This is a genomic window from Acidimicrobiales bacterium, assembly GCA_040219085.1.
Classification (GTDB): domain Bacteria; phylum Actinomycetota; class Acidimicrobiia; order Acidimicrobiales; family JAVJTC01; genus JAVJTC01.
Genome location: JAVJTC010000041.1, coordinates 40,813 through 66,873, shown reverse-complemented (window position 1 = coordinate 66,873; position 26,061 = coordinate 40,813). Strand labels below are relative to the sequence as shown.

20 protein-coding genes are annotated in these 26,061 nt (G+C 69.5%); 6 read left to right on the top strand and 14 right to left on the bottom strand.

The annotated features are described in order from the left end of the window. Nucleotides 1-6 precede the first annotated feature (6 nt). The 4 genes from RIE08_17405 to RIE08_17390 all read right to left on the bottom strand — a co-directional run bounded on the left by RIE08_17405 (nucleotide 7) and on the right by RIE08_17390 (nucleotide 4,949). A complete protein-coding gene (locus RIE08_17405; protein ID MEQ8719388.1) occupies nucleotides 7-1,218 on the bottom strand; it encodes an acyl-CoA dehydrogenase family protein in 1,212 nt (403 codons plus the stop codon). A 108-nt stretch (nucleotides 1,219-1,326) separates the two neighbouring features. After that, nucleotides 1,327-2,478 (bottom strand): mechanosensitive ion channel family protein, encoded by a 1,152-nt coding sequence (locus RIE08_17400; GenBank protein ID MEQ8719387.1) that lies wholly within the window; start codon nucleotides 2,476-2,478, stop codon nucleotides 1,327-1,329. Nucleotides 2,479-2,562: 84 nt separating this feature from the next. Next, complete coding sequence (locus RIE08_17395) at nucleotides 2,563-3,984, bottom strand: hypothetical protein (protein MEQ8719386.1); 1,422 nt, start codon at nucleotides 3,982-3,984, stop codon at nucleotides 2,563-2,565. Next, complete coding sequence (locus tag RIE08_17390; protein ID MEQ8719385.1) at nucleotides 3,981-4,949, bottom strand: hexose kinase; 969 nt, start codon at nucleotides 4,947-4,949, stop codon at nucleotides 3,981-3,983. The genes RIE08_17395 and RIE08_17390 overlap by 4 nt, the downstream gene beginning before the upstream one ends. 319 nt (nucleotides 4,950-5,268) lie before the next feature. Here RIE08_17390 and RIE08_17385 point away from each other — a divergent pair, with 319 nt between their 5' ends. The 3 genes from RIE08_17385 (at nucleotide 5,269) to RIE08_17375 (ending at nucleotide 10,400) form a co-directional block, all read left to right on the top strand. Next, a complete protein-coding gene (locus RIE08_17385; GenBank protein ID MEQ8719384.1) occupies nucleotides 5,269-7,761 on the top strand; it encodes a ribonucleoside-diphosphate reductase subunit alpha in 2,493 nt (830 codons plus the stop codon). Beyond that, on the top strand, nucleotides 7,761-8,846 hold the full coding sequence (locus RIE08_17380) for a ribonucleotide-diphosphate reductase subunit beta (protein MEQ8719383.1): 1,086 nt from the start codon (nucleotides 7,761-7,763) through the stop codon (nucleotides 8,844-8,846). The genes RIE08_17385 and RIE08_17380 overlap by 1 nt, the downstream gene beginning before the upstream one ends. 222 nt (nucleotides 8,847-9,068) lie before the next feature. Then, on the top strand, nucleotides 9,069-10,400 hold the full coding sequence (locus RIE08_17375) for a PhoH family protein (GenBank protein ID MEQ8719382.1): 1,332 nt from the start codon (nucleotides 9,069-9,071) through the stop codon (nucleotides 10,398-10,400). Here the strand turns inward: RIE08_17375 and RIE08_17370 are convergent. Then, complete coding sequence (locus tag RIE08_17370) at nucleotides 10,383-11,582, bottom strand: citrate synthase (GenBank protein ID MEQ8719381.1); 1,200 nt, start codon at nucleotides 11,580-11,582, stop codon at nucleotides 10,383-10,385. The genes RIE08_17375 and RIE08_17370 overlap by 18 nt on opposite strands. Before the next feature lie 66 nt (nucleotides 11,583-11,648). On the opposite strand from RIE08_17370, the gene RIE08_17365 reads away from it, so the two are divergent. Next, nucleotides 11,649-12,830: a citrate/2-methylcitrate synthase gene (locus tag RIE08_17365; protein MEQ8719380.1), complete on the top strand. Its 1,182-nt coding sequence runs from the start codon at nucleotides 11,649-11,651 to the stop codon at nucleotides 12,828-12,830. 28 nt (nucleotides 12,831-12,858) lie between these two features. On the opposite strand, the gene RIE08_17360 is transcribed toward RIE08_17365, so the two are convergent. Next, nucleotides 12,859-13,515, bottom strand: a complete 657-nt coding sequence (locus RIE08_17360; GenBank protein MEQ8719379.1) for a glutathione S-transferase — start codon at nucleotides 13,513-13,515, stop codon at nucleotides 12,859-12,861. 62 nt (nucleotides 13,516-13,577) lie between these two features. Between RIE08_17360 and phaZ the strand changes: the two genes are divergently transcribed. Continuing rightward, a complete protein-coding gene (gene phaZ, locus RIE08_17355) occupies nucleotides 13,578-14,837 on the top strand; it encodes a polyhydroxyalkanoate depolymerase (GenBank protein MEQ8719378.1) in 1,260 nt (419 codons plus the stop codon). Here phaZ and RIE08_17350 read toward each other — a convergent pair. Next, nucleotides 14,782-15,564: a 3-hydroxybutyrate dehydrogenase gene (locus RIE08_17350; protein ID MEQ8719377.1), complete on the bottom strand. Its 783-nt coding sequence runs from the start codon at nucleotides 15,562-15,564 to the stop codon at nucleotides 14,782-14,784. The two genes, phaZ and RIE08_17350, sit on opposite strands and share 56 nt — an antisense overlap. A 151-nt stretch (nucleotides 15,565-15,715) precedes the next feature. Between RIE08_17350 and RIE08_17345 the strand changes: the two genes are divergently transcribed. Then, the gene (locus RIE08_17345; protein ID MEQ8719376.1) at nucleotides 15,716-16,165 is read left to right on the top strand and encodes an SRPBCC family protein; all 450 of its coding nucleotides are present in this window, start codon (nucleotides 15,716-15,718) and stop codon (nucleotides 16,163-16,165) included. A gap of 28 nt (nucleotides 16,166-16,193) precedes the next feature. Here the strand turns inward: RIE08_17345 and RIE08_17340 are convergent, their stop codons facing one another. From RIE08_17340 to RIE08_17310, 7 genes are all read right to left on the bottom strand, one after another. Next, nucleotides 16,194-17,180 (bottom strand): DMT family transporter, encoded by a 987-nt coding sequence (locus RIE08_17340; protein MEQ8719375.1) that lies wholly within the window; start codon nucleotides 17,178-17,180, stop codon nucleotides 16,194-16,196. A gap of 99 nt (nucleotides 17,181-17,279) precedes the next feature. Then, entirely contained in the window at nucleotides 17,280-18,788 is a 1,509-nt protein-coding gene (locus tag RIE08_17335) for an FMN-binding glutamate synthase family protein (GenBank protein MEQ8719374.1), read from the bottom strand. A gap of 51 nt (nucleotides 18,789-18,839) precedes the next feature. Further along, on the bottom strand, nucleotides 18,840-19,862 hold the full coding sequence (gene meaB, locus RIE08_17330) for a methylmalonyl Co-A mutase-associated GTPase MeaB (GenBank protein MEQ8719373.1): 1,023 nt from the start codon (nucleotides 19,860-19,862) through the stop codon (nucleotides 18,840-18,842). After that, nucleotides 19,859-22,048 carry a methylmalonyl-CoA mutase gene (gene scpA / locus RIE08_17325; protein ID MEQ8719372.1) on the bottom strand — a complete coding sequence of 730 codons (2,190 nt, stop codon included), beginning with the start codon at nucleotides 22,046-22,048 and terminating at the stop codon, nucleotides 19,859-19,861. The genes meaB and scpA overlap by 4 nt, the downstream gene beginning before the upstream one ends. Next, nucleotides 22,045-23,922, bottom strand: coding sequence for a methylmalonyl-CoA mutase family protein (locus tag RIE08_17320; protein ID MEQ8719371.1), 1,878 nt, complete (start codon nucleotides 23,920-23,922; stop codon nucleotides 22,045-22,047). The genes scpA and RIE08_17320 overlap by 4 nt, the downstream gene beginning before the upstream one ends. A 15-nt stretch (nucleotides 23,923-23,937) precedes the next feature. Continuing rightward, a complete protein-coding gene (locus RIE08_17315) occupies nucleotides 23,938-24,660 on the bottom strand; it encodes a PIG-L deacetylase family protein (GenBank protein ID MEQ8719370.1) in 723 nt (240 codons plus the stop codon). Nucleotides 24,661-24,669: 9 nt separating this feature from the next. Further along, on the bottom strand, nucleotides 24,670-26,016 hold the full coding sequence (locus RIE08_17310) for a zinc ribbon domain-containing protein (protein MEQ8719369.1): 1,347 nt from the start codon (nucleotides 26,014-26,016) through the stop codon (nucleotides 24,670-24,672). Nucleotides 26,017-26,061 lie beyond the last annotated feature (45 nt).

Below are 26,061 nucleotides of genomic sequence, written 5' to 3'. Positions count from 1 at the left end.
CGGCGACTAGCGGATCCGCACGCCCGAGATGGCCCGGCTGATCACGAGCTGTTGGATCTGCTCGGTGCCTTCGAAGATGTCGTAGATCTTGGCGTCGCGGTGCCAGCGCTCCACGGGGTGTTCGTCGACGTAGCCGGCGCCGCCGAGGATCTGCATGGCCCGCTCGGTGGCCCAGGTGGCGACGCGTCCGGCCTTCAGCTTGCACATCGAACCTTCGCCGTTCGTGTACTGCCCGTTCTTCGCGAGCCAGGCGGCGCGCCACACGAGCAGACGCGCGGCATCGATCTCGGTGGCCATGTCGGCGAGCATGAAGGCGATCGACTGGTTCTCGATGATCGCCCGGCCGAACTGCTTGCGCTCCTTGGCGTAGTCGAGCGCGTACTCGTAGGCCGCACGGGCGATACCGACCGCCTGCGCGGCGACGGCGGGCCGGGTGGCCTCGAAGGTCTGCATGGCAGCCTGCGATGAGGAGCGCCCACCCTCCCGGACCCGGGCGAGACGTTCCTCGAGCTTGGCGCGGCCTCCCAGGACCAGCTCACCGGGAACACGCACGTCGTCGAGAACGACCTCGGCGGTGTGGCTGGCCCGGATGCCGTGCTTGGAGAACTTGCGACCCTGGCTCAGCCCGGGAGTGTCCGGCGGGACGATGAACGAGGCCTGGCCACGTGCGCCGAGTTCGCGGTCCACCGACGCAACCACGACGTGGACATCCGCGATGCCGCCGTTGGTGATCCATGTCTTCGTGCCGTTGAGGACCCACTCGTCGTTGGCCTCGTCGTAGCGTGCCGTCGTGCGCAGCGACGAGACGTCGGAGCCGGCGTCGGGCTCCGAGACGCAGAATGCGCCGAGCGCCGGCTTCTCCGGTGTGCCGTAGCACCGGGGCACCCATTCCATGAGCTGCTCCTGGGTGCCGGCTGCGTGGATGCCGGCGGCGGCGAGGCCGGTCCCGAGCAGTGAGAGGCCGATCCCGGCGTCACCCCAGAAGAGCTCCTCGAGGACGATCGGGTACGTGAGTCCCGTCGGATCGAGGAGTGCCTGGAGCTGGAAGTCCACGCCGTACACGCCGATCTCGGCGGCCTGGCGGATCACCGGCCAGGGCGTCTCCTCGCGGCGGTCCCACTCCGCCGCGACGGGACGCATGACCTCGGCGGCGAACTCGTGGGCCCACTTCTGCAGCTGGACGTGGTCTTCGCTGAGCTCGAGCGAGAAATCACCCATCGGTACGGCCTCCTGAAGCGGGAACGGACCACCGCGATATGGCGGCCGAGGCTATGTTACCACTGGGTAACCAGCCGCGTCACTCCAAGGGGCAGGCCTGCGCCCGGCTCAGCGCCCACCACCGTCGGCCTCGGCCTCGGGCTCGCCCCGACCCTCGGACCCCGCACCGGTCCGGTAACGAGGAGGCATGACGACGGGCACGTCGCCCGCCGAAGCGCGTGGCGGGGTGTCGTCGGAGCGGACCCACATGGTCTGCTGCGGGAACGGAATCTCGATCCCTGCCTCGTCGAACGCCTCCTTGATGCGCAGGCGCAGTTCCCTCTCGATCGGCCACTGTTCGGCAGGTTCGGTCTTGATGACGAGACGGAGGGCGATCCCGCTCGCACCGAGCGACTGGACGCCCCACACCTCGGGCTCTTCGAGAATGTGGACTCCGGGCCCGTCGTCGTTCTCCCACATCTCGTTGGCCACCCGCTGGATGATCCCCTCGGCGAGACGGAGATCGGTGTCGTAGGACACTTCGATGTCCAGCAGCGCACGCGACCACAACTGCGACTTGTTCGCCACCCGCAGGATCTCGCCGTTGGGAACGTGCCAGACGGTCCCCTGGAGGTCACGGAGAGTCGTGGTCCGCAGTGACACCTTCTCGACGACACCGACGATGTCGGGCCCGCCGATCTGTCCGACGTCGATGATGTCGCCCACGCCGAACTGGTCCTCGATGAGCATGAAAAGGCCGGTGAGGAAGTCGCGCACGACCGTCTGGGCACCGAAGCCGAGTGCGATGCCCGCAACGCCCGCTCCTGCGATCAGAGGTCCGATCTCGATGCTCAACTCACCGAGGATCATCAGGGAGGCCAGTCCCCAGATCACCGCCGACGCGACACTCGACAGGACCGTCGACAGGGTCTCGGCGCGCGAGGCGGCCCGGGCGCTCTCACCGTCCTCCATCAGGAGGCGCCCCGCCGTCGACCCCCGCAGGCCTGCGAGCTTGTCCCCGGTCGTCGCGTCCGTGATCTCGGAGCTGAGGTGCCGGATGGCCCGTTTCGCCAGCCTCGAGAGCACGAATGCTCCGATCAGGATCACGATGATGCTGAGGGGCCGGTCGATCACCCAGTCCGCGGCGGTCGCGAGGAACTCGTTGTCGGTCTGTTCGAACACCCACCGGCACGTCGTCGAGGGCTCCGCACCGCAGGCGTCGAAGAGGCGACCCGAATTGGTGACGATGTCGGTGGTGTCGGTCTGAGCGAGGCTGAACACGGTGCCTCCCGGGTCGGCTGGCGGCGATGTGCCGACACAACCGTAGGGACTGGCGACGCCGCCGCCACGGACCTCACATCGTGGTCAGAGCCGCACGAGGGGCAGCGCCAGCAATGCTGCGAGCGCCTCGAGTTCGTCGGTGACGTCGCCGTAGACGAAGCCGTAGTGGTGTTCGAGACCCTCGTCGACGACGATGTCGAGGAGTCCGCGACCACCCGGGTCCATGCGCACGACGCCACTGGTCCCCCGGAACGGAGCGGGTCCGTCGACGACCGTTCCCGCCCCGACCACGAGCCGGGTCGTGCCCCGCGAGCGCGAGAACCGCGCGATGGTCACCCGGCCCGGTCGCAGCCCGAAGTCACCGACGAGCGGGATCTCCCGGTTGACATGGACACCGGCGGCCGGGCGCTCCGTGGCGGCCATCGACAACGGTGCCGCGCCACAGTGCCACAGCACAGCCGTCTCACCGTCGCCCTCGTGGGCCACGTCGACCAGGTCCGCGACGAACGCGTCGCCACCGGCGAGGTCTCCCAGCGCGAGCGTGATCACGGCGCCGAGCGCATCGGCCTCACAGGCACCGGCCAGACCGTCACCAATCGCGAGCGCCAGCGGGGTGCAGCATGCTCCGCCGTTGTCGGTGAAGCACTCCGGCCAACAGCGTGGCGCCACGCCGTCCCAGCCGTTGTCCGCCGCCAGATCGGTGAGCGCGACGTGGAGGCGCAGGCTACGCCGCACCCCCTCGGGGTCGAGACGGTCCACTCCCGCCATCCTCCGCGAGACGCGCTCGACCAGTTCACCGACCTGTGAGCCGGTGGCGGCCTCGGCCCGCACGAACAGGTCTTCGAGGGCCACGGTTCGGATCGTGGTCCCGATGTTCGACGCGACCACGGCGGGCTCCACGGCACAGGGTTCGAAGCCGACCGGAGGCTCGCCGATGACGCCGATGCGGGCCCGGGCGAGGCGCGCACGCAGCGCGTCGGCGCGTAGGAGCGCGGCGGGGTCCGGAGCCGCCGGGTCCGGGGGTGCCGAGATCGCGGGGCGTACCCGCGTCGGGCGCGCCAACGCGACGGCGAGTCGCTCGGTGGCTCCGGGGGAGGAGGGATCGACGAACAGTCGGGCCGGCGCCGGTCCCAGCGGATCGAGACGTCCCAGCAGGTAGGCGGCGAGATTGAGGCCGCACAGCGAGTTCAACCTGAGGCGGTCACCGGTACGTCGCTCCGGGAAGGCCCACAGTACGAGTTGAGCCGTGACCTGCTCCCGCACGGCCGCCACCAGCGAGGAGTCGCTGAACGTGGCGTGTGCCACGACGACGGCGTCGAGGCGGTCGGGCCACTCCCCGACGACGGCGGACACCTCGGCGGGTTCGGTGAACACCGTGTCGGTACCGACGCACCCGTCGACGGCGTCGCGCAACCGACCGAGGGCCATTCGGGCGTAGCGCCGACCGGCAGCGACGTCGAAGGTCGGGCGGCCGATGGCGATGAACCCGACGCTCGACGCCGTCATCGGATCCGCCCGGTGTCGGTCTCCATCCTCACGAGCGGGAGGAGTCGCTCCACATCGGCGACATGGCACAGGTCGGTCCCGTCGGTGAGGCACGCAGCCGTGCCGGCGGCGACACCGCGGCGCACGGCGTCGACGAGGTCACTTCCGTCCAACAGTGCCGCCACGAGTGCCGCCACCATCGTGTCGCCGGAGCCGACGGTGCTCACCACGTCCACGGCCGGTGGAGCGAACCATGTCGCGGGACCGTCCCGTTCCACCAGGACCGCGCCGCGCGCCCCGAGGGAGACCGCCAGCGCTTCGACGGCGCCGCGTCCGAGGACCTCGCGGGCGGCCACGACGAGTTCCCCGGAGGTCGCGGGCGTCCAGTCGACGAGCGACGCGAGCTCACGTCGGCTCGGCTTGACGATCGTCGCCGCGGACCGCACTGCCTCGGCGAGGGCCTGGCCCGCACAGTCGACGACCGTCGTCATGCCGGGCGAGTCCGCGTCGACGGCAGCGAGGAGGTCCCGGTAGAGCCGTGGCGGGGTGGTCGGCGACAGATTTCCCGAGACGACGAGGACCGATGCCCCGCGCGCGGCTGTGACCACGGCGTCCAGGAGGGCGTCGACGTCGGCGACCGGCGGGCCGTCCACGACGACGCGGTACTGGGTGCCACGGCTCGCATCGCGCACGGCGATCGACTCCCGCGTCATGTGTGGGTTGGCGATGCGTGAGACCGCCACGCCCTCCGCCTCGACGAGCGCGACGAGTTCGTCGCCGATGGGGCCTCCCGCCACGATGAGCGCCTCGCTGGCTACACCGAGGCGCCTCAGCGCACGCGAGACGTTGACGCCGCCCCCGCCGGGGTCCCGCCGCGACGCCACGGCGTGCATCTTGTGCTCGGGAACCATCGCCTCGACCGTGACCGCCACGTCGAGTGCCGGGTTGACCGTGAGGGTGACGACACGAACGCCTGTGACCTCCATCTCGCGCGACGGTACGCGCGCCAGCGCCGCACGAGAAGGGCCGATGGTCGCAAGTACAGGGGATGCGGAGGCCCCGGCGCGAACCCCTTGACACGGGTGTAATTACGCGGCTGTAATCTGTGAGTCCAGAAGGGCTCGATGAATGACCGGTGATGGTCACCAGAGCCGCTCTCCACAGCGGGAGGGCCGCCCGGCGGACGCCGAGCCCGATGGGCGAACGGTCGACGTTCGCCGGGCGTGGCGTGATGGACATCGGCCACTTCCGGCGACCCCGGTCATTCGCGACCGGGTATCGGGTACGAGCAGAGGGGAGACCGCCGTGGCACTCACGCACGAGTCGGTCAGCACGATCGGGACAGGATCCGCCTCCGGCGGTGTCGAGGGCGAGGAGATCCGTCTCGACGACGAGGCCTTCCAGACCCGGATGCGTGTCCGCAAACGTGACGGGAGCCTGGTCCCCGTCGACGTCACCAAGATCGTCGGCCGCGTCGAGCGCTGCGCCGAGGGTCTCACCGGCGTGGATCCGATGCGGGTCGCCACGAGGACCATCTCGGGCCTGTGCGACGGCGCCACCACGGCCGAACTCGACGAACTCGCCATCCGCACGGCCTCCGCGCTGATCGTCGAGGAGCCGAACTACTCCAAGCTCGCCGCGCGCCTGCTCGCCACCTACATCGACGAGGAGGTCGAGGCGCAGAACATCCACTCGTTCAGCCAGTCGATCGCCGCCGGCCGCCTGCTCGGGCTGGTGGGCGACGAGTGCGCGGAGTTCGTGGAGTCCAACGCCCGGGCCCTCAACGACGCCGTCGACACCGCCGGCGACAAGCTCTTCGAGTTCTTCGGCCTGCGCACGGTCTATGACCGCTACCTCCTCAAGCATCCCGACACCCGCAAGGCAGTCGAGACACCGCAGTACTTCATGTTGCGGGTGGCGTGTGGCCTGTCCACCTCCGCCGACGAGGCCATCGAGTTCTACCGGCTGCTCTCCTCACTCGAGTACCTCGCCTCGAGCCCCACTCTGTTCAACTCGGGAACCACCCACCCCCAGATGTCGTCGTGCTACCTGCTGGACTCCCCCGCGGATGACCTCGAGGCCATCTACGGCCGCTACACCGACATCGCCAAACTCTCCAAGCACGCCGGCGGTATCGGCCTCGCCTACAGCCGCGTGCGCAGCCGCGGTTCGTTGATCCGGGGCACCAACGGCCTCTCCAACGGGATCGTCCCCTTCCTCAAGACGCTCGACAGTTCGGTGGCCGCCGTCAACCAGGGTGGACGCCGCAAGGGCGCCGCCTGCGTCTACCTGGAGACGTGGCACGCCGACATCGAGGAGTTCCTCGAACTCAAGGACAACACCGGTGACGAGGCCCGGCGTACCCACAACATCAACCTCGCCAACTGGGTCCCCGACCTCTTCATGGAACGGGTGGAGAAGGACTGGCAGTGGTCGCTGTTCGATCCCCGCACGGTCCCGCACTTCGTGGACCTCTACGGCGAGGAGTTCGAGCGGGCGTACCTCGAGGCCGAGAAGGCCGGCCTCTACGAGAAGCAGGTCTCGGCCCGGCACCTCTACAGCAGGATGATGCGCACGCTCGCCCAGACGGGCAACGGCTGGATCACCTTCAAGGACGCCTCCAACACGAAGTGCAACCAGACCGGGAGCGACGACCGCGTCGTGCACCTGTCCAACCTCTGCACCGAGATCCTCGAGGTCACCAACAACGACGAGACCGCTGTCTGCAACCTCGGCTCGATCAACCTCGGTCGCCTCGTACGTGACGGCGAATTCGACTTCGACCGCCTGGGCGAGGTCGTCCGCACCGCCGTCCCGTTCCTCGACCGTGTGATCGACATCAACTTCTACCCCACGGACGCGGCCGCCACCTCCAACGCGGCGTGGCGCCCGGTGGGCCTCGGGATCATGGGACTCCAGGACGTCTTCTTCAAGCTACGCCTGCCGTTCGACTCCGACGAGGCACGGGCCCTGTCACAGCGCATCTCCGAAGAGATCTACTTCTGGGCGCTGTCCACGAGCTGTGAGCTCGCCGCCCGTTCGGGCCCCCACCCGAACTACGCCGAGACCCGCATCTCGAAGGGTCAGCTCCAGTTCGACCTGTGGGGGGTCGAGCCCACCGACCCCGAGCGTTGGGACGGCCTGCGGGCCCGCATCCGGGAACACGGCGTGCGCAACTCGCTGATGATCGCCATCGCACCGACGGCGACGATCGCCTCCATCGCCGGCTGTTTCGAGTGCATCGAACCCCAGGTCTCCAACCTCTTCAAGCGCGAGACGCTGTCGGGCGAGTTCATCCAGATCAACCAGTACCTGGTGCGTGACCTCCAGGAGCGGGGCCTGTGGTCAGCGGAGATGGCCTCGGCCGTCAAGCGTGCCAACGGTTCCATCCAGGAGATCGCGGAGATCCCCGAGGACCTGCGGGCGCTGTACCGCACGGCCTGGGAGATCCCGATGCGGTCGCTCATCGACATGGCGGCCGAGCGTGGGGCCTTCATCGACCAGAGCCAGTCGCTCAACCTCTTCATGGAGACCCCCACCATCGGCAAGCTCTCGTCGATGTACCTGCACGCGTGGAAGGCCGGCCTCAAGACCACCTACTACCTACGGTCCCGGCCCGCCACCCGCATCAACCAGACGTCGGCGGGCTCGTCGGCGCCGACCACCGGCGGCGACGGCGGACCGGGCGGCGGACCGGGCGGCGGTGAGGCCGTCCCCGCCGGCACACGGGCCTTCACCGACGCAGAAGCCGTGGCCTGTTCGCTCGAAAACCCCGAGACCTGCGAGGCGTGTGACTGATGGCCCTCACCGAACCGACCCCGTTCGTCGAGGTACCGCTGACCGAGGTCAGCGAGATCGCCCCCGACCCGTCCAATCAGCCTCGATCGCTATTGGATCCCGGCTTCGCGCTGACATTGCGACCGATGCGCTACCCGGCCTTCTACGACATGTACCGCGACGCCATCAAGAACACCTGGACCGTCGACGAGATCGACTTCTCCGATGACCTGGTGGACCTGAAGCGCAAGCTGCTACCGGCCGAACGCCACCTGGTCAACCGTCTGGTGGCGTTCTTCGCCACCGGCGATTCCATCGTCTCGAACAACCTGGTTCTCAACCTCTACCGGCACATCAACGCGCCGGAGGCCAGAATGTACCTGTCGCGCCAACTCTACGAGGAGGCGCTGCACGTCCAGTTCTACCTGACGTTGCTCGACAACTACATCCCCGACATCGACGAGCGCCAGGCGGCGTTCGCGGCGATCGAGAACATCCCGTCGATCCGCCAGAAGGCCGAGTTCTGCTTCCGCTGGATCGACTCGATCCACGCGGTCGACAGCCTCGAGACCCGTGACGACCGCCGCCGGTTCCTGCTGAACCTCATCTGTTTCGCCACGTGCATCGAGGGCCTGTTCTTCTTCGCGGCCTTCGCGTACGTCTACTTCCTACGGTCCAAGGGACTGCTGAACGGCCTCGCAGCCGGCACCAACTGGGTTTTCCGCGACGAGAGCTGCCACATGAACTTCGCCCTCGAGGTGGTGGACACGGTGCGCAACGAGGAACCCGACCTCTTCGACGATTCCCTCGCGGACGACATCCACACGATGATCCACGAAGCGATCGAGTGTGAGACCACCTTCGCCCGCGACATCCTCGGCGAAGGAGTCCCCGGGATGACGGTCGCCGACACACGCCAGTACCTCGAGTTCATCGCGGACCAGCGGCTCTCCCAGCTCGGGCTCGAGCCCCGTTACGGCTCGAAGAACCCCTTCGACTTCATGGAGCTCCAGGACGTCCAGGAGCTGTCGAACTTCTTCGAGCGGACCGTCTCGGCCTATCAGGTCGGGATCTCCGGCGACGTCACCTTCGACGACGAGTTCTGACCCACCATCAGATCTCCGGCCCACAGCCGTGAGAGCCGTCCGGCCCCGGCCGGCGGCACGCCTACCCAGCCCACGGGCCCGGTGTCGCTTCCGGCGGCGCCGGGCCCGTCGCTCTTCGGCCATGGCCAACCGGGCGACCACGAGATTTCACCGTTCGTTCACCGTGGTATCCACAGTCCGCGTGGAGCGCTGACGTAGTTTGACGACATCGACCGAGACACCGTGATCACGTACGTTCTCGACACTTCGGTTCTGTTGGCCGACCCCGGGGCGCTCTTCCGGTTCGAGGAGAACCATGTCGTGCTCCCCCTGGTCGTCCTGACCGAGCTCGAGGCGAAGCGCCATCATCCGGAGCTGGGCTGGGCGGCACGCCAGACCCTGCGTCACCTCGAGGAGTTGAGGGTCCGCCACGGCACGATCCACAACCCCGTACCGGTCAATCCCCACGGCGGAACGGTCAGGGTCGAGCTGAACCATGTCGATGCGCCCGGGATGCCGAAGGCTCTCCTCGACGGGTCGAACGACCAGCGGATCCTGTCGGTCGCCAAGTCGCTGCGCTCCGAGGGCCGCGAGACGGTCCTCGTCACGAAGGACCTGCCGCTGCGCCTGAAGGCGGCGGTGGTCGAGGTGCCGGCCGACGAGTACCGCTCCGAACTCGCGCTCGACCCGGGCTGGACGGGCTCGGTCGAACGACAGGTGTCCTCCGAGACGATCGACCGCCTCTATACCGACCGGGCCGTTGAGATCGCCGACCTCGACGGACTCCCGTGCCACACGGGTCTCACCTTGAAGGCCGGATCGCAGTCGGCGCTGGGGCGACTCCATCCCGACGGGCTCGTGCGGCCGGTGGACGGCGACCACAACCTGTTCGGAATCAGGGGGCGCAATGCGGAGCAGCGCTTCGCCGCGGACGTGCTGTCCGATCCCGACATCGGCATCGTCAGTCTGGGTGGACGCGCCGGAACCGGCAAGAGCGTGCTCGCGCTCGCCGCGGGCATAGAAGCCGTCCTGGAGCAGGAGACCCACCGCAAGGTACTGGTGTTCCGGCCCCTGTTCGCCGTCGGCGGACAGGACCTCGGCTTCCTGCCCGGCGACGAGGCCGAGAAGATGTCGCCGTGGGCGGCGGCCGTCAACGACGCCCTCGAGGCGATGTGCAGCGATCACGTGATCGACGAGATCACCAACCGGGGAATCCTCGAGGTGCTACCGCTGACGCACATCCGTGGGCGCAGCCTGACCGACACGTTCGTCATCATCGACGAGGCCCAGAACCTCGAGCGGGGCGTGCTGCTCACCGCGCTGAGTCGCCTCGGCTCGAACAGCCGGGTGGTCCTCACCCACGACGTCGCGCAGCGCGACAACCTGCGGGTCGGACGCCACGACGGGATCGTCTCGGTGATCGACGCGCTGCGGGGCCACCCTCTGTTCGCCCACATCACGCTCGAGCGTGCAGAGCGCAGTGCGATCGCGTCGCTCGTCACGGAGATGCTCGACACCGAACTCGGTGCCGGAACGGACGCCTTCGGCGACCGTGAACTACGCCGCGTGGTCTGACGCTGCGCCGACCGGTCGTGACGTCGGCGACGGGCCGACGTAGCGACTCGAAGGGCGGATGATCCGCCGATCCCCGGACTGCTCGAGGATGTGGGCGATCCAACCGATGACCCGGCTGGCCACGAAGGTGGGTGTGAACAGGTCACGGGGGATCCCTGCCGCCTCCAGTGCGACGGCGGCGTAGTACTCCACGTTGGTCGCGAACCGCCGACCCTCCTTGGCTTCGGCCAGCGTCTCCAGGATGACCCTCTCGATCGGCACCGCTGCAGCGATCCTGTCACCGCCGAGTCCCTCGGCGACCTCCCGCAGCAAGCGGGATCGCGGGTCGGTGTCGCGATACACGGCGTGGCCGAACCCCATGATCCGGCGATCCTGCGCGAGGGCCGCCCGGACCCAGCCCGCAGCCCGTCCGGGATCGACGATGTCGTCGAGCATGTCGAGTACCCGGCTGGGCGCACCGCCGTGCAGCGGGCCCGACAGGGCACCGATCGCCGCCACGACCGCGGAGGGCACATCGGCCCCGGTCGACGTCACCACCCTCGCAGTGAACGTGGACGCATTGAATCCGTGGTCCAACGTCGCGATGAGGTACGTCTGGACGGCGGCGACCGCCTCATCGGGGGCCTCCTCGCCAGTGAGCATGCGCAGGTAGTCAGCCACTGCAGGAAGCGTCGAGTCGGGCGCGACCGGCTCGAGGCCCAGACCGGCGCGGTGATGGGCGGCGACCAGGGTGGGGACCGCCGCGGCCACCCGTAGCGCATCGTGGCGCCGTCCGGCGCGGTCGCAGTCGATCACGGGTCGGGCGTCGGCCCCGAGGGTGATCAGTCCCGCCCGCAACGCGGTCAGAGCCGGGGCCTGCGCCAGCGTCACCACGGCCTCGATGGCCGCGCGTGGCACGCTCCGGAGCGCAGCAACCTCCGCGGCGAAGGCCGCCCGTTCGGCACCGGCGGGCCACTCGCCGTCCACGAGGAGGGACCAGACGCTCTCCAGATCGGCGCTTCGCGCGAGGTCGGGCACCGATCGTCCCCGGTAGTGGTAGAAGCCCTCTGCGCCGCGAACCTCGCCGATGGTCGTGTCGGCCACGACGAGGCCCTTCAGCCCGGGCGGGGCGATCACCGCGCCGGTCGTGGCGGCGTCGGCTGCGGGGGTGTCTGGCCGGATGGGTTCCGTCGTCGTCGTCATGGGTCCATCGTCCTCGGACCATCTCACATTGACAACATTGATCAACTCAAGGATGATCGGGTCAACATGGACGAGAAGCCCGGCGCCCACCTGGACGCCCGGACCGCCGCCGCCCGCCTCGGCGTGAAAGTCGAGACGCTCTACGCCTACGTGAGCCGAGGGCTGCTGCATCCGACGAAGCCCGACGGACGCCACTCGATGTTCGATGCGGCGGAACTCGACTCCCTGCGCAGTTCACACGGGCGCGGCGACCGGGCGGGCCGCCTCGAGGTGCCCATCTCCACGGCGATCACCGCCACCGACGACCACCGCCTCCGTTACCGCGGCCTGGACGTGGCGACGCTGTTGACCGACGGCGTCGGATTCGAGGCCACCGCGGAACTCCTGTGGACCGGACAACTGCCCGGATCCGCACCCGTATGGGTGGCCCCCCAGGAGATCCTCCGGGCGGTCACCGCGTTCGAGCTCGCCGACACGGCGACGCTGCTCGACAGGCTCCGGGCCGTCGTGGTGGCAGCCTCCGCCACCGACCCGATGCGCCACGACCCGACACCCGACGCCGTCATCGGGCGTGCACGGGCACTGATCGCCGCGATGGTCCGGGGGCTCGGTGGCGACATGACCGCACCGTCGATCGCCGCGGCGCTGTGGCCGACGCTTACCGACCGGGCCCCGTCGGGACCGACCGTCGCTGTACTCGATCGCGCCCTCGTCCTACTCGCCGACCACGAGCTCGCCGCATCCACCCTCGCCGTCCGCGTGGCGGCATCGACGCGTGCGGACCCGTACTCGTGCGTACTCGCCGGACTCGGCCCGATGGGGGGAACCCTGCACGGGTCCGCAGCACGTGAGGTCCGTGGTGCGTTCGTCGGTGCCGACGCGTCGTCGCCCGCGGTCACGGCGGGGGCACTCGTACGCGACGGGCGGGGCCTCGGTCACCGGCTCTATCCCGAAGGTGACCCGCGGGTCGCCCTTCTCGCGGACGCGGCTCTGGCAGCGGCCCCCGACGATGAACGGTCGCAGGTCGTGGCGGCCGTGTACGCCGCCCTCCGGGACCTCTCGGCGACACATCCCAACGTCGACGTGGCCCTCGCGGTGACCGCAGAGTTGTTCGAATGGCGACCCGACGCTCCCGGCGCCGTGTTCGCGCTGGCGCGCAGCGCCGGCTGGATCGCCCACATGCTCGAGGAGCTGACCGAGGAGCCGCTGCGATTCCGTCCGGTGGTCCGCTACACCGGACCGGCCTGAACAGCCGGGCCGGGCCGGCGATGTCACCTCAGAACTCGACCTCGAGTTCGTCGAACTCGACGGGCTCGTCTCTGGCCATCGCCACCCACTCATCCATCTCCGCTGTCCCGAGAACGGTCGAGATGTAGCCGGCGCACTCAGGCGCGACGCTCACGTCGTAGGTGGCCAGGCGGGTGCACTCCGGGGCGAAGATCGCGTCGGCCATGGTCGGGCTCGTGCCGAAGAGGAACGGACCGCCATAGGTCTCGAGGCAGCTCGTCCAGATCTCGGTGATCCGGTCGATGTCGGCCCGGGCGCCCTTCCAGAGAGGAAATGCCGTGTGGCGTGCCCGGACGTTCATGGGCAGGGCGGTCACGAGGTCCGTGAAACCCGAGACGAGTTCGCTGCATACGGAGCGGCAGTGGGCCCGGGCGATGCGGTCCTCGGGCAGGAGCGGGGACCCGACGCACACCTCGTTGATGTACTCCGCCATTGCGAGCACCCCCCACACCCGCGCGCCGTCGTGGTCGAGCCGCGGCACCAGGAACGAAGGCGACAGCATCGTCAGCTCCGCGCGGGAATCCTCGTCGTCGCCGGGCACGTGCTCGACCTCGACGTCGAGGCCGGCGAACCTGCACAGCAGCCAGCCACGCAACGACCAGGCTCCGTAGTTCGCACTGTTGATGGTCAGGACCGCGGGGGGCATGCCACATTTCACCACACGAGGGTTCGTGACCTGACACCTGAGGTGGGTAATGTCGCAGGTTCGTGCTTGCGTATCAGACCTTCGAGTCGGTTGCGGGACTGACCAGATTCAACCTCTCGGCCCTCGAGCCGTTCGCCCGGCTGGGACTCCCCGGCCGGGTCTACGGGAGCTATCCCCCGATGCGCCGCTTCGCCGCGGGTCACCAGACGCTGTCGGGCCTACGCCTGACCCACCGTCGTCCCCCTTTCGCGATCGCCGGTCTACGCGAGGACGTCGTGGCTTCGACCCCGTTCGCCGACCTGGTCCGCTTCGTGCCGGAACAGTCCGCTGGCGACGTCCCCCGCCCGTCCGTTCTGGTCCTCGCTCCCCTGTCGGGCCACTTCGCCACGCTCATCCGCAACACGGTCGAGGTCATGTCCGGCGACCACGACGTCTACGTCACCGACTGGCGCAATGCCCGCGAGGTCCCCGTCGGCGACGGCCGCTTCGGCCTCGACGAGTACACCGACCATGTGATCGGATTCCTCCGCCACATCGGACCGGGCACGCACCTGCACGCGGTCTGTCAGTCCTGTGTCCCGGCTCTGGTGGCGAACGCCGTCCTCGCAGCCGACGGTGACCCGGCCACGCCACCGTCGCTGACGCTGATGGCGGGCCCGGTGGACACGCGGATCAACCCGACCTCCGTGAACGAGCTGGCGACATCACGCTCCCTGAGGTGGTTCGAGCGCAACCTGATCGCCCGGGTGCCGTGGGGACACGATGGCGCCAACCGACGCGTGTACCCCGGCTTCATGCAGGTCGCCGGATTCCTGGCCATGAACCCGCGCCGCCACCTCGAGTCCCACATCGACCTCTACCACCGCCTCGTCGAGGGCGACGAGGACGCAGCCTCCTCGGTGCAGGAGTTCTACGCCGAGTACTTCGCGGTGCTCGACATGACGGCCGAGTTCTACCTCGAGACGGTGAGCCGGGTCTTCCAGACCCACGACCTCGCGCGGGGCGAGATGACCCACCACGGCGAACCGGTCGACCCCGGCGCCATCGGCCGCACCGCTCTGTTGACGATCGAGGGCGAGCGCGACGACATATGCGCCATCGGCCAGACCGCCGCCGCGCACGACCTGTGCACCGCCGTCCCCTCCACCCGCCGGGCCCACCACCTCCAGGCGGGGGTGGGCCACTACGGCGTGTTCAGTGGCCGCCGGTGGAAGAACCAGATCTACCCCGTCGTCCGCTCGTTCATCGCAGCCAACGACATGGTGACTACTGGGCGCACCAGCCCCCGTCGACCGTCCACGCCGCTCCCCGCACCTGGCTAGCGGCGTCGGAGCACAAGAACACGAGAACGTCGCCGAGTTGCTCGGGCGTGACGAAGGCCGCGCTGGGTTGCTTCTCACCCAACAGCGCCTCGGTCGCCTCCTCGAACGTCCTGCCCTCCGCCTCGGCGCGGGCCTCGATCTGGGCCCGCACGAGCGGCGTCAGCACCCAGCCCGGGCAGATGGCGTTGCAGGTGACGGCGGTCCGGGCCGTCTCGAGCCCGACGACCTTCGTCAGCCCGACCATCCCATGCTTCGCGGCCACATAGGCGGCCTTGCCGGCTGAGGCGACGAGGCCGTGCGCCGACGCCAGGTTGACGATGCGGCCCCACCCCGCGGCCTTCATGGCCGGAAGGGCGCAGCGGATGGTGTGGAAGGCCGAGGACAGGTTGATGGCCATGACCGCGTCCCACTTCTCGGGCGGGAAGTCCTCGATCGGCGAGACGTGCTGGATCCCGGCGTTGTTGACGAGGATGTCGACGCGGCCGAACTCACCGGCTGCGCGGGCCATCATCGCCTCTATCTGGGCCGGGTCACGAAGGTCGGCGCCGTCGTAGCTGACCGCCACACCACCTGCCCGGATCTCCTCGACGATCCCGTCGATCTCGGCCTGATCGCCGAGGCCGTTGATCACCACGTTCGCACCTTCGGCTGCGAGCGCCCGGGCCATCCCCAGCCCGATACCACTCGTCGAGCCCGTGACCAGTGCAGTCTTTCCGCTGAGTCCCATCAGGCCTCCCATTCGCCGCTCGGACGCGCCGACCCTATCGACGGCGCACCGGAGGGCGGGCGTCGCCGCCAGACCGGACCGTTTCCAGCACACGGCCGCCACTGATCGGCGATGATGAGGACACGCGTTCACAACCGAGGGGACGGCAACCATGCCGACAGTCACGTCGTCGATCGTCATCGGAACCGGTCCGGAACGAATCTGGGAGATGCTGGGTGATCCCGCCGGCTACCCGGACCACGTCGTCGTCACCGATCGGATGATCGAGGTCCCCGATGGCGAGTTCGGACTCGGCTCGACCTACCGCGAGTACGGCGGGATCAAGCCGTTCAAAGGCGAGAGCACCTGGACGGTCACCACATTCGAGCCGATGACCCGCCAGGTCCACACCGGCACCGACGCCGCCATGAACTTCGAACTGACGACGGATCTGGCGCCCGTGGACGGAGGCACCCGACTCACCCAGACCCTTGTGCTGACCCCGAAGTGGTTCGCCCGCCCACTCAACATGGCGATGTGGCCGCTCTTCCTCGGCAAGCGGGCCCAGGCGGCCATGGATCAGACCCTGGCGAACGTCAAGGCCCACGCGGAGAAGGGCTGAACCGACCGACGGGGACCAGCCGCGGCGCTCAGCCTCCCTCCGGTTCCGCTGGAGCCTTCTTCGGCTCGGCTGAGCGCTGAAGCGTGTAGAGACTGAGTGCGACAACCACGACCACGATGCCGACGACCTGCCAGATCGTCACCGACTGGTCGAGGAGCCACCAGGCGAGCAGCGAGGACCCGACGGGCGTGAACAGCTGCAGGACACCGACCAGTGCGAGCGGCACGCCCTCGTGTGAGTAGTTGGTGAGGGCGTGGCCGGCCCCGGGAATGGCGGCGATGAGCGCGATCCGCGTCCAGTCCGAACCGGCGTCGGGCAGGATCTGTTCACCCGAGATGAACAGGATCGGCGTCATCGCCACGCCCGCCCAGGCCCACAGGCCGACCATGAAGGCGAGCGTGCCCGTCGTGGTGCGGGCCTTCTTCGCCGATGAGAAGTAGACGGCCATCGTCACGAGAGACGCTGCGGCGAGCAGATCGCCGACGATGTCGCCGGTCTCGGCCGATCGTGCGGACAGGACCATGACGCCCGCCCCCGCGATCGCCACCGCGATCCACGAGGCGTCCCGGAGACTGGCCCTCTCCCTGAAGAACAGGCGCCCCGCGATCAGCAGCGGCAACGGCTGGAGAACCCCGATCAGCGTGGCGTTGGCCACGCTCGTCATCTGCACCGCGGTGAAGAACAGGGCCGTACTCGCTCCGAAGGCCAGCCCGGGAAGCATCGTCACCCCGATCACACCCGGCCGCAGCTGCCCACGGACCGCGGCGATGACCGCCATCCCGGCACAGGCGAACCAGACCCGCCAGAAACCGACAGCCAGTCCGTTGATCTCGGCGCCCGCTATCAGCGCCGGGCTGATGGAGAAGAGCGCGACGCCAGCGGCGGCTGCGGTGACGCTGAGGGGCGAAACCGCCCGTTCGTCCCCGTCGGGATCGAGAGCGGCCGAGGGCCCGACCTTCGGTGGTTCGGCGCGACGACGTGGCTTCGACGAGTCGACCTCGGGCGGGAGCGTCACGCGCGGAGCCTAGCTGTCTCATCGAGACACTTCATGACGGAACTCGTGCCGAGGGCAGCCTTCACCTCACGACGTGCGGCCTTCGCCTCAGGCCATGCCTCAGGCCATGAGGTCGTCGATGCGGCGTCGGGTGTCGGAATCGACGGCGTGCCAGGCGCCTTCGTGGCGGTAACGCTCCAGGAGCGGGGTCGTCCGGTCGAGTCCGTCCAGCAACTCGATGCGGTCCGGATCGACGAGAGCGGGATGGCTCACCCCGCACGCCCATGCCAGACGCAACATGTCGTGGCGCAACGCTGCGACGTAGTTGGCTACCCGATCGGCCTTCGACGTCGGGTCGAGCCCCCGTGACAGCCAGCGTCCCTGCGTCGCCACGCCGGTGGGGCAGTGCCCGGTGTGGCAGCGCTGTGCCTGGATGCAGCCGATTGCGAGCATGGCCTCTCGGGCGACGTTGATGCAGTCCGCGCCGAGAGCCATCGCAACCAGCGCCTCCTGGGCGAATCCGAGCTTGCCCGATGCGACGAAGACCACCCGCTCGGTCAGATCCCGCGCGGCGAAGACACCGAAGACCTCGGCCAGCCCGAGCCGCAGAGGGAGCGCCACGTGATCCGCGAAGACCAGCGGGGCGGCACCGGTTCCGCCCTCCCCGCCGTCGATCGTGACGAAGTCCGGCCCCGCCCGGCGTGTGGCCATCGTGTCGGCCAGTTCGATCCAGAAATCCCGCTCACCGACGGCGGACTTGATGCCGACGGGCAGACCCGTGGCCGCGGCGATGCCCTCGACGAAGTCGACCAGCCCACCCACGTCGCCGAACGCGGTGTGCGCGTTGGGGCTCACGACCGTCACCCCGGCGGGGACTCCCCGGCATCGTGCGATCTCGTCGGTCACCTTCGCCGCCGGCAACACACCTCCGAGACCGGGCTTGGCGCCCTGGCTGAGCTTGATCTCTATCGCCCTGACGGGACGCCCCTCGATGGTCTCGAGCAGGCGGTCCATCTCGAAAGCGCCGTCGGGACCGCGAGACCCGAAGTACCCGGTGCCGAGCTGGTAGACGAGGTCCCCACCGTGAAGGTGGTGCTCGGCGATGCCGCCCTCGCCGGTGTTGTGGAGAAACCCCCCGATCGCTGCACCGCGGTTGAGGGCCTCCACGGCGGCACCGCTGAGCGAGCCGAAGCTCATCGCCGACACGTTGACGACGGAGCCGGGACGGAACGCTCCGGGGCGCCCGTTCGCCTCCCCCAGAACCTTGGCGCACGGCAGGTCGTGGAGGCCCTCGCTGTGACCAGCGTGGGGAAGCGCCGACTGGCGGATCACGACGTACCCGGACGCCTCCTCGAGACGATTGTCGGTGCCGAACCCGAAGTAGCTGTTCTCGAGCTTCGACGAGGCGTAGACGTAGCGCCGCTGGTCGCGACTGAACGGACGTTCCTCGTCGTTGTCGGTGACGATGTACTGGCGTAGTTCGGGACCGACGCGTTCGAGCAGATACCGGAGATGGCCGACCAGCGGGAAGTTCCGCAGAATCGCATGGCGTGTCTGGACGAGGTCGTAGGCCGCCAGCGCCACCAGCGGGGCCACGATCACGACCACGACGATCAGCCATGTCGACACGTCCGGCACCGTAGCCGGGCACCCGGGCCGTTCAGATGGCCGCTCCCGGCGCTAGCCCCCGGGGGCCGCGCCGTGGCCGGTAACGCCACCCCCGGCGCCGTCACCGGCAAAGGCGGAGAGAATCTCCTCGGCTGCAACCGATGCGGCCTTCGTCCCCTCCATGACCCCGGGCTCGACCCGGGCGACGACCGCTGCGACCGCCGGGTCCGCACGGAGGCGCTCGACGAGGCGGTCCTCCACCATCGACCACATCCACTGGAGCTGCTGACGCCGGCGGCGCTCGTCGAACTCCCCTGTCCCGGTCAGAGTCTCACGGTGGCGTTCGACGGTCTCCCAGAAGTCGTCGAGGCCGTCACCGGTCAGCGCCGAACACGCCAGTACGGGCGGGTCCCACGAGGGTGAGGTGGGGCGCAGCAGGCGCAGGGCGGCACGGTAGTCCCGCACCGCCTGACGAGCGGCTGTGACACCGGGACCGTCGGCCTTGTTGACCGCGATCATGTCCGCGAGCTCGAGCACGCCCTTCTTGATCCCCTGCAACTCGTCACCGGCCCCGGGTAGTGCGAGCACGCAGAACATGTCGACCATCGACGCTACGACGGTCTCGGACTGGCCGACGCCCACGGTCTCCACCAGAACCACGTCGTGACCCGCCGCCTCGAGCACGACCATCGTCTCGCGGGTGGTCCGGGTGACCCCGCCGAGCGTTCCCGCTGCAGGTGACGGCCGGATGAACGCAGCCGGGTCGACGGACAGTCGGGCCATGCGGGTCTTGTCGCCGAGGATCGAACCGCCGCTGACCGTGCTCGACGGGTCCACGGCGAGCACCGCGACCCGGTGACCCGCCCCGGTCAGCTGCGAACCGAGGGCGTCGATGAACGTGCTCTTGCCGACACCGGGCACGCCGGTGATCCCCACCCGGTGGGCGTCACCGGAGTGGGTGACCAGACCGGCCAACACCTCCGACGCGAGCTGACGGTGATCGGCCCGGGTGCTCTCGACCAGCGTGATCGCCCGGCCGATCCAGGTCCGGTCCCCGGCGAGGACGCCGTCGACGTAGTCGGCGGCGGTGGTCACCCCGCGGAGGTTCCCGCCCCGTCGAGCGTGTCGAGCAGCTCGGCGGCCGCGGTGGCGATGACCGTCCCGGGCGGGAAGATCGCAGCGGCTCCCGCAGCGAGCAGGGGCTCGTGATCGGCCGGCGGGATGACCCCACCGACGACGATCGCGATGTCGGAACGGCCCAGGGCGTCGAGTTCGGCCCGCAGCTCGGGGACGAGGGTCAGGTGCCCCGCCGCGAGCGAGGAGGCACCCACGACATGCACGTCGTTCTCCACGGCCTGGCGCGCCGCCTCCGCGGGTGTCTGGAACAGCGGACCGATGTCGACGTCGAAACCGAGGTCGGCGAACGCTGTGGCGATGACCTTCTGGCCCCGGTCGTGGCCGTCCTGGCCCATCTTGGCGACGAGGATCCGCGGGCGTCGTCCGTGGTCCGCGGCGAAGGCCGCGACCCGCTCGCGCACGTCGTGGACCGTCGCGTCGTCACCCACCTCACTGGAGTACACGCCCGAGATGGTACGGATCTCCGCGACGTGACGCCCCCAGACGGCCTCGAGCGCGTCACTGATCTCTCCCACGGTCGCGTACGCCCGCGCGGCCTCGACCGATGCCGCGAGGAGGTTCCCCTCCCCCGTCTCGGCCACCTTCGTCAGCGCAGCCAGCGCCCCACGCACACGGTCGGTGTCACGCTCGGCCCGCAGCCGCTCGAGTTTCGCGATCTGCTCGGCACGCACACCCGCGTTGTCCACCGCCCGGACGTCGAAGTCGTCACCACCGTCGGGGCGGAACGTGTTCACGCCGATGACGGCCTGGCGGCCGGAGTCGATACGGGCCTGGGTACGGGCGGCCGCCTCCTCGATACGGAGCTTCGGGATGCCCGCGGAGATGGCCGAGGCCATCCCTCCGGCCTCCTCGATCTCGCGGATGTGGACCATGGCGGCGGCCGCGAGCTGCGAGGTGAGCTTCTCGACGTACCAGCTTCCGCCCCACGGGTCGATGACCCGCGTGGTCCCGGCCTCGTGTTGGAGCATCAGCTGGGTGTTGCGTGAGATGCGTGCGCTGAAGTCGGTGGGGAGGGCGAGTGCCTCGTCGAAGGAGTTCGTGTGCAGCGACTGCGTGTGGCCCTGGGTCGCGGCCATCGCCTCGATGCAGGTCCGGGCGGCGTTGTTGAACGCGTCCTGAGCGGTCAGGCTCCACCCCGACGTCTGGCAGTGGGTACGCAGCGACTGCGATTTCGGGTTCTGCGGATCGAACTGCGCCACCAGCTGTGCCCACAGCAGCCTGGCCGCGCGCAGCTTGGCGACCTCCATGAAGAAGTTCATCCCGACGCCCCAGAAGAAGCTGAGCCGCGGGGCGAAGGCGTCGATGTCGAGGCCGGCCTCGATGCCGCAGCGGATGTACTCGACGCCGTCAGCCAGCGTGTAGCCGAGCTCGAGGTCCGCCGTCGCACCGGCCTCCTGCATGTGGTAGCCGGAGATCGAGATCGAGTTGAAGCGGGGCATCTCGGTGGAGGTGAACGCGAAGATGTCCGACACGATCCGCATGGAGGGGTCGGGCGGGTAGATGTAGGTGTTGCGGACCATGAACTCCTTGAGGATGTCGTTCTGGATGGTCCCGGTCAGCTTCTCCGCCGACACACCCTGTTCCTCGGCTGCGACGATGTAGAGCGCCAGGACGGGCAGTACGGCGCCATTCATGGTCATCGAGACGCTCATCTCGTCCAGCGGGATGCCGTCGAAGAGCGTCCGCATGTCGTAGATCGAGTCGATCGCCACGCCGGCCATGCCGACGTCGCCGGCAACGCGGGGATGGTCCGAGTCGTAGCCGCGGTGGGTGGCCAGGTCGAAGGCGACCGACAGGCCACGTTGGCCCGCCGCGAGGTTGCGTCGGTAGAACGCGTTGGACTCCTCGGCAGTGGAGAATCCGGCGTACTGACGGATCGTCCAGGGGCGGGTGCGGTACATCGTGGCGTAGGGGCCACGGACGAACGGGGCGAGGCCGGGCCAGGTCTGGGGGAAGGTGAGGCCCGCCGTGTCGTCGGGGCCGTAGAGGGGATCGACGACGATGCCCTCGGGCGTCTCGTGACCGAGGGTCTCAGGGTCCTTGCCGAGCGATGCGACCACATCGCGGCGCCAGGCATCGATGTCGCCGGCAGGGGCCGGGCCGTCGGTGAGGGGGACTGTCGAGAAGTCTGCGGGGACCGTCATCGCTGCACTCCCAGTCGGTCGAGGGCGTCACCCAGTACGGCGAGCAGGTCCACCCCGAGGTGCACGAAGCCGACCACGCCGGCCTCTCTCAGCGCAGCGGCGTCGTCGCCGGGCTTGCCGGCCAGCCAGATTGCGGCGCATCCGGCCTCGTGCAGCGCGCTCGCGGCGCTCTGCGCCCGCTGCGCGTACACGTCGTCGGAGGAGCAGATCACCGCTCCGGCCGTGCCGCTGGCACGCCACGCGGCGACGAGTGATGCGTCGTCGTCGTGACCACCGGCGTCGATGGTTGCGATGCCTGCGACGCCGAAAGTGTTGGTCGCGAACGTCGAGCGGGTGGTGTGCTCGGCGAGCGGTCCCAAGTTGGCCAGGAAGACCGACGGTCGGGCGCCGGTGCTGTCGAGGTGGTGGTCGGAAGCCACCCGCAGGGCCTCGAACGGTTCGGCGAGGCGGTGGACCGCAAGCGGGTCGACCGTGGCACCACCGGAAGGGACCTCGGCGACGGCGAAGGGTTCACGCTCGAGTTGTTCCTCGTCGACGAGAGGGAACTCCGACACCCCCGTCAGCGGACGTCGCCGGGTGGCGAGAGTGGCCAGTGTGGACTGCCACTGTTCGTCGAGCAGAGCGGCGACACGGCCCGACGTGAGCGCAGCGGCGACGCCACCCGATGAGTCGATCTCACCCAGTCGTTCCCATGCCGCGGCGGCCAGTTCGGTGGTGAGCGACTCGACGTACCAGGACCCTCCGGCGGGATCGACGACGTGGGTCAGCCCGGACTCCTCGGAGAGCAGGTGGGCGATGTTGCGGGCGAGCCGCCGACCGAGTTCGGACGGCCGGCCGATCGCGGCGTCGAATGGGCGCACCGTGACAGACGTGGCTCCCCCTGCCATGGCAGCGAAGGTGGCGACCGTGGTGCGCAGCAGGTTCACCCACGGATCCACCCGGGTCACCATTGCGGCAGCCGTCACGGCGCCGACGACGGGCTCGATGTCAGCCGTGGGCACCCCACTCGCCGTCAGCATCCGAGCCCAGCAGTACCGGGCGGAGCGGAGCTTGGCGATCGTCGTGAACTGGTCGACGTCGGCCGTCAGCGTGACGGCGATCAGGCGACCGGCCCGGCCCGGCTCGACGCCGGCCGATTCCAGTGCCCGCAGGTAGGCGGCGGCGGTGGCGAGGGTGAGAGCCACCTCGGTCGCGGGCGTCGCGCCGGCGTCGGCCCAGACCGAGCCGTCGGCGACGGCAACGGACACTCCCGGCCATTCCCCGGCGACGTCGGCCAGCGCAGCCAGCGCGGCAATGGAGTCGTCGAGATCGGCTGACAGTGCACCATGGCGGGCGAGCGCGCCGACAGGGTCGGCGCCGAGAGCACCCGTCGTCACGGCCGGGTCCAGCCCCCGACGCCCGAGCAGATCCGCGAGGGCACGACCGGCCTCGGCGAACCACGGTCCCGGTTCGAGCGCCACGGGCGCCAGATCGAGCAGGACACCGGCCAGCGCGTCGTCGAGATCGTCCACGGTGGGCGGGCGCAGCAGGCGCAGCGAGATGCTCGTCGCCCCACCTTCGAGATCGTCGAGGATCTCCGCGTTCGTCACGGCCGGGTCGTCGAGTACGTGGCCCTGGCGGAGGTCGAAGCCGGCCACCAGAGCTCCCGTCGCCGTCGCGCCGCGTACGAACGGCGCCGCCCCCGGCAGCCCAGCGGCCGAGGGGTCGGGTGAATCTGCCCCGGTGTAGAGCGGTGCGACGTCGATCCCGTCGGGCAGCGTCGTGACGAGGGACCTGTAGGGCCTGCCCTTCACGGCGGACCCGACCTCGGCGAGCCACTGCTCGCGGTCGGGGACGTCGACGTCGATGTCGAAGAGGTCGTCTGCGGTACTCACGACCCCGATCGTAGGTCAGCCGACGAAGACCACCTCGAACGAGACGGCCAGCTCACATCCGGCTTCCTTCCCGACGCGCTCGGCGTTTCCCCGGAGGAACTCGTCCGGATCGGGAGCCGCGTCGCCAAGAGCCTCCAGATAGAGGTGGTGCTCACGAAGGGAGGCCACGCCTGCGTCGATGTGGTCCGTCACGTCGACGTAGTGGCTGGCCTCTGGCGAGGCGTTGAAGGCCACCACCTTCAGGCCGTCCCACGGCCCGGGAATGCCCGGTCCGTCCAGATCGGGAAAGGCCCACGGGTTGGCGGCGTCCCGGGCGGCGTCCAGGAGCGCGAGCCCCGTGGCCCGGTGGTCGGGGTGGTTCCAGCTCGGACCGCCCCACGACTCGCGCCGGTTGATCGAGATGGCCACGTCGGGCCGATGACGGCGGATGGCCAGCGCGAGGGAGCGTCGCAGGGCCAGGTCCGCCTCGACCCGCCCGTCGGGAAAGCCGAGGAAGTCCACGACATCGACCCCGACGACAGCCGCCGACCGGCGCTCCTCCTCTTCACGGAGCGGTCCCACCTCGTCGGGATGGCGCCCGCTGATCCCGGCCTCGCCGGAGGTCACCAGGACGTAACGGATGTCGCGACCCTCCGAGACCCAGCGGGCGATGGCGGATGCCGCGCCGTACTCGAGGTCGTCGGGGTGGGCGACCACGGCGATCGCACGGGCCCAGTCGGTCGGGAAGGGTTCGAGCATGGGCGCACCCTAGGCCAAGTCGGGCCGTTCGAAGACCAGGATCTCGGTCGCCGCGCCGAGGGCGACCTCGGTGGCGATCGTGCGCTGAGGAAGACTGAAGTCCACCGGCAGAGCCGTGAGCAGGGCCCGGTCCGCGCCGTCGCCGGCGAGGAAGAGCCAGCGCGAGTCGGGGGAGAACGCCGCCGCCGTGACGACCCCGGTCACGAGACCGGGGATGGTCTGTCCGGTGTCGAGGTCGACGACCTGCTCGGTGGTGCCCTGACCGGTGAGTAGCCAGGCGGATCCGTCGGGTGCGAGCAGCGAGGCCGTACCGACCTCGGGAAGTGTCGGCGTCGTCTCCGCCCCCACGGACCGGACCGTCTCCCCCGACTCGACGTCGACCACGTCGAAGGAGCAGATCAGGTCGTCGTCGCAGTCGAGCACGAGTACCCCACCGGCGGAGACGGCCAGCGGCAATGCAGTCGTGATCCTGCGTGGCTGCTCGGCGGCCCCGAGCAGCCACGCACCACCGATCTCGGGGTGCGTGAGGACCACTCCTGCGCGATGGGCGCCGAAAACCTCGAAGCCGACGGGCGCCAGGAAGGGAACGGGCTCCCCACCCGGAACCAGGTCCACGAGAAACGAACCGTCGGCCAGGGCGACAACGACGCCGGGGCCCGCCGAAGGGGTCGGGACACCGAAGCCCACGACGTCGTCCGCGGCGGGGCCGTCGAGGGGACCTGCGCTGGATCCCTGGACGACCTCGACGACGTCGTCGCGGAGATCGAAGGCCCTGAGGCCGTCGGCCGTGGTCGTCCACAGTTCCGACTCGAAGAGCGCCATGGTCGACAGCACCGTCGGTTCGTCCCGGGTGATGTCAGGCTCGTCGATCACCACCCGCTCGCCCGTGTCGAGGTCGACGACGAGGATCCCCTCCTCGGCCCGTATCACGACCATCAGCCCGGACTCCTCGCCGAGCATCGGCGGCTCCGGCGTGGGTCCCGGCCGGATCTCGGTGCGGCGCGGCCCCTCCTGCGCGACACCCGGTTCCGTCGCTGCGTCCCCCGTGTCCACACCCCCCGTCGGGGCAGGCGCGGGCTCGGCCTGCTCGGGCATCGGATCGTCTGTTCCGGTCAGCCAGGTGACGGCGACGAGGACCACGACGAGGACGACGGCGGCGGCGACGCCCACGACGAGCGGCCTCGGGGGGCCGACCGAGGCTTCGGCCGTGGCCAACTCATCGGATCCCGTCTCCTCGCCGACGAGCGGGACGAAGCCGGCGGAAAGGTCGTGGCCGCAGCGTGCGCAGAACCGGTCGACCGACCCGACCGGATGGTCACACACCGGACAGCGCGCCGGCTCCGTCGGCGAGGTCACCGGTACGCGCCCGAACGGCGGCAGCACGCACCACGCAACGTGCCC

What these genes read in the sequence shown, in the direction of transcription:
- scpA (MEQ8719372.1), bottom strand. Translation starts at nt 22,048, where the DNA reads ATGACGGTCCCCGCAGACTTCTCGACAGTCCCCCTCACCGACGGCCCG.
- RIE08_17360 (MEQ8719379.1), bottom strand. Translation starts at nt 13,515, where the DNA reads ATGCCCCCCGCGGTCCTGACCATCAACAGTGCGAACTACGGAGCCTGG.
- RIE08_17395 (MEQ8719386.1), bottom strand. Translation starts at nt 3,984, where the DNA reads ATGACGGCGTCGAGCGTCGGGTTCATCGCCATCGGCCGCCCGACCTTC.
- RIE08_17370 (MEQ8719381.1), bottom strand. Translation starts at nt 11,582, where the DNA reads ATGACGACGACGACGGAACCCATCCGGCCAGACACCCCCGCAGCCGAC.
- RIE08_17405 (MEQ8719388.1), bottom strand. Translation starts at nt 1,218, where the DNA reads ATGGGTGATTTCTCGCTCGAGCTCAGCGAAGACCACGTCCAGCTGCAG.
- RIE08_17390 (MEQ8719385.1), bottom strand. Translation starts at nt 4,949, where the DNA reads ATGGAGGTCACAGGCGTTCGTGTCGTCACCCTCACGGTCAACCCGGCA.
- RIE08_17380 (MEQ8719383.1), top strand. Translation starts at nt 7,761, where the DNA reads ATGGCCCTCACCGAACCGACCCCGTTCGTCGAGGTACCGCTGACCGAG.
- RIE08_17345 (MEQ8719376.1), top strand. Translation starts at nt 15,716, where the DNA reads ATGCCGACAGTCACGTCGTCGATCGTCATCGGAACCGGTCCGGAACGA.
- RIE08_17315 (MEQ8719370.1), bottom strand. Translation starts at nt 24,660, where the DNA reads ATGCTCGAACCCTTCCCGACCGACTGGGCCCGTGCGATCGCCGTGGTC.
- RIE08_17350 (MEQ8719377.1), bottom strand. Translation starts at nt 15,564, where the DNA reads ATGGGACTCAGCGGAAAGACTGCACTGGTCACGGGCTCGACGAGTGGT.
- RIE08_17365 (MEQ8719380.1), top strand. Translation starts at nt 11,649, where the DNA reads ATGGACGAGAAGCCCGGCGCCCACCTGGACGCCCGGACCGCCGCCGCC.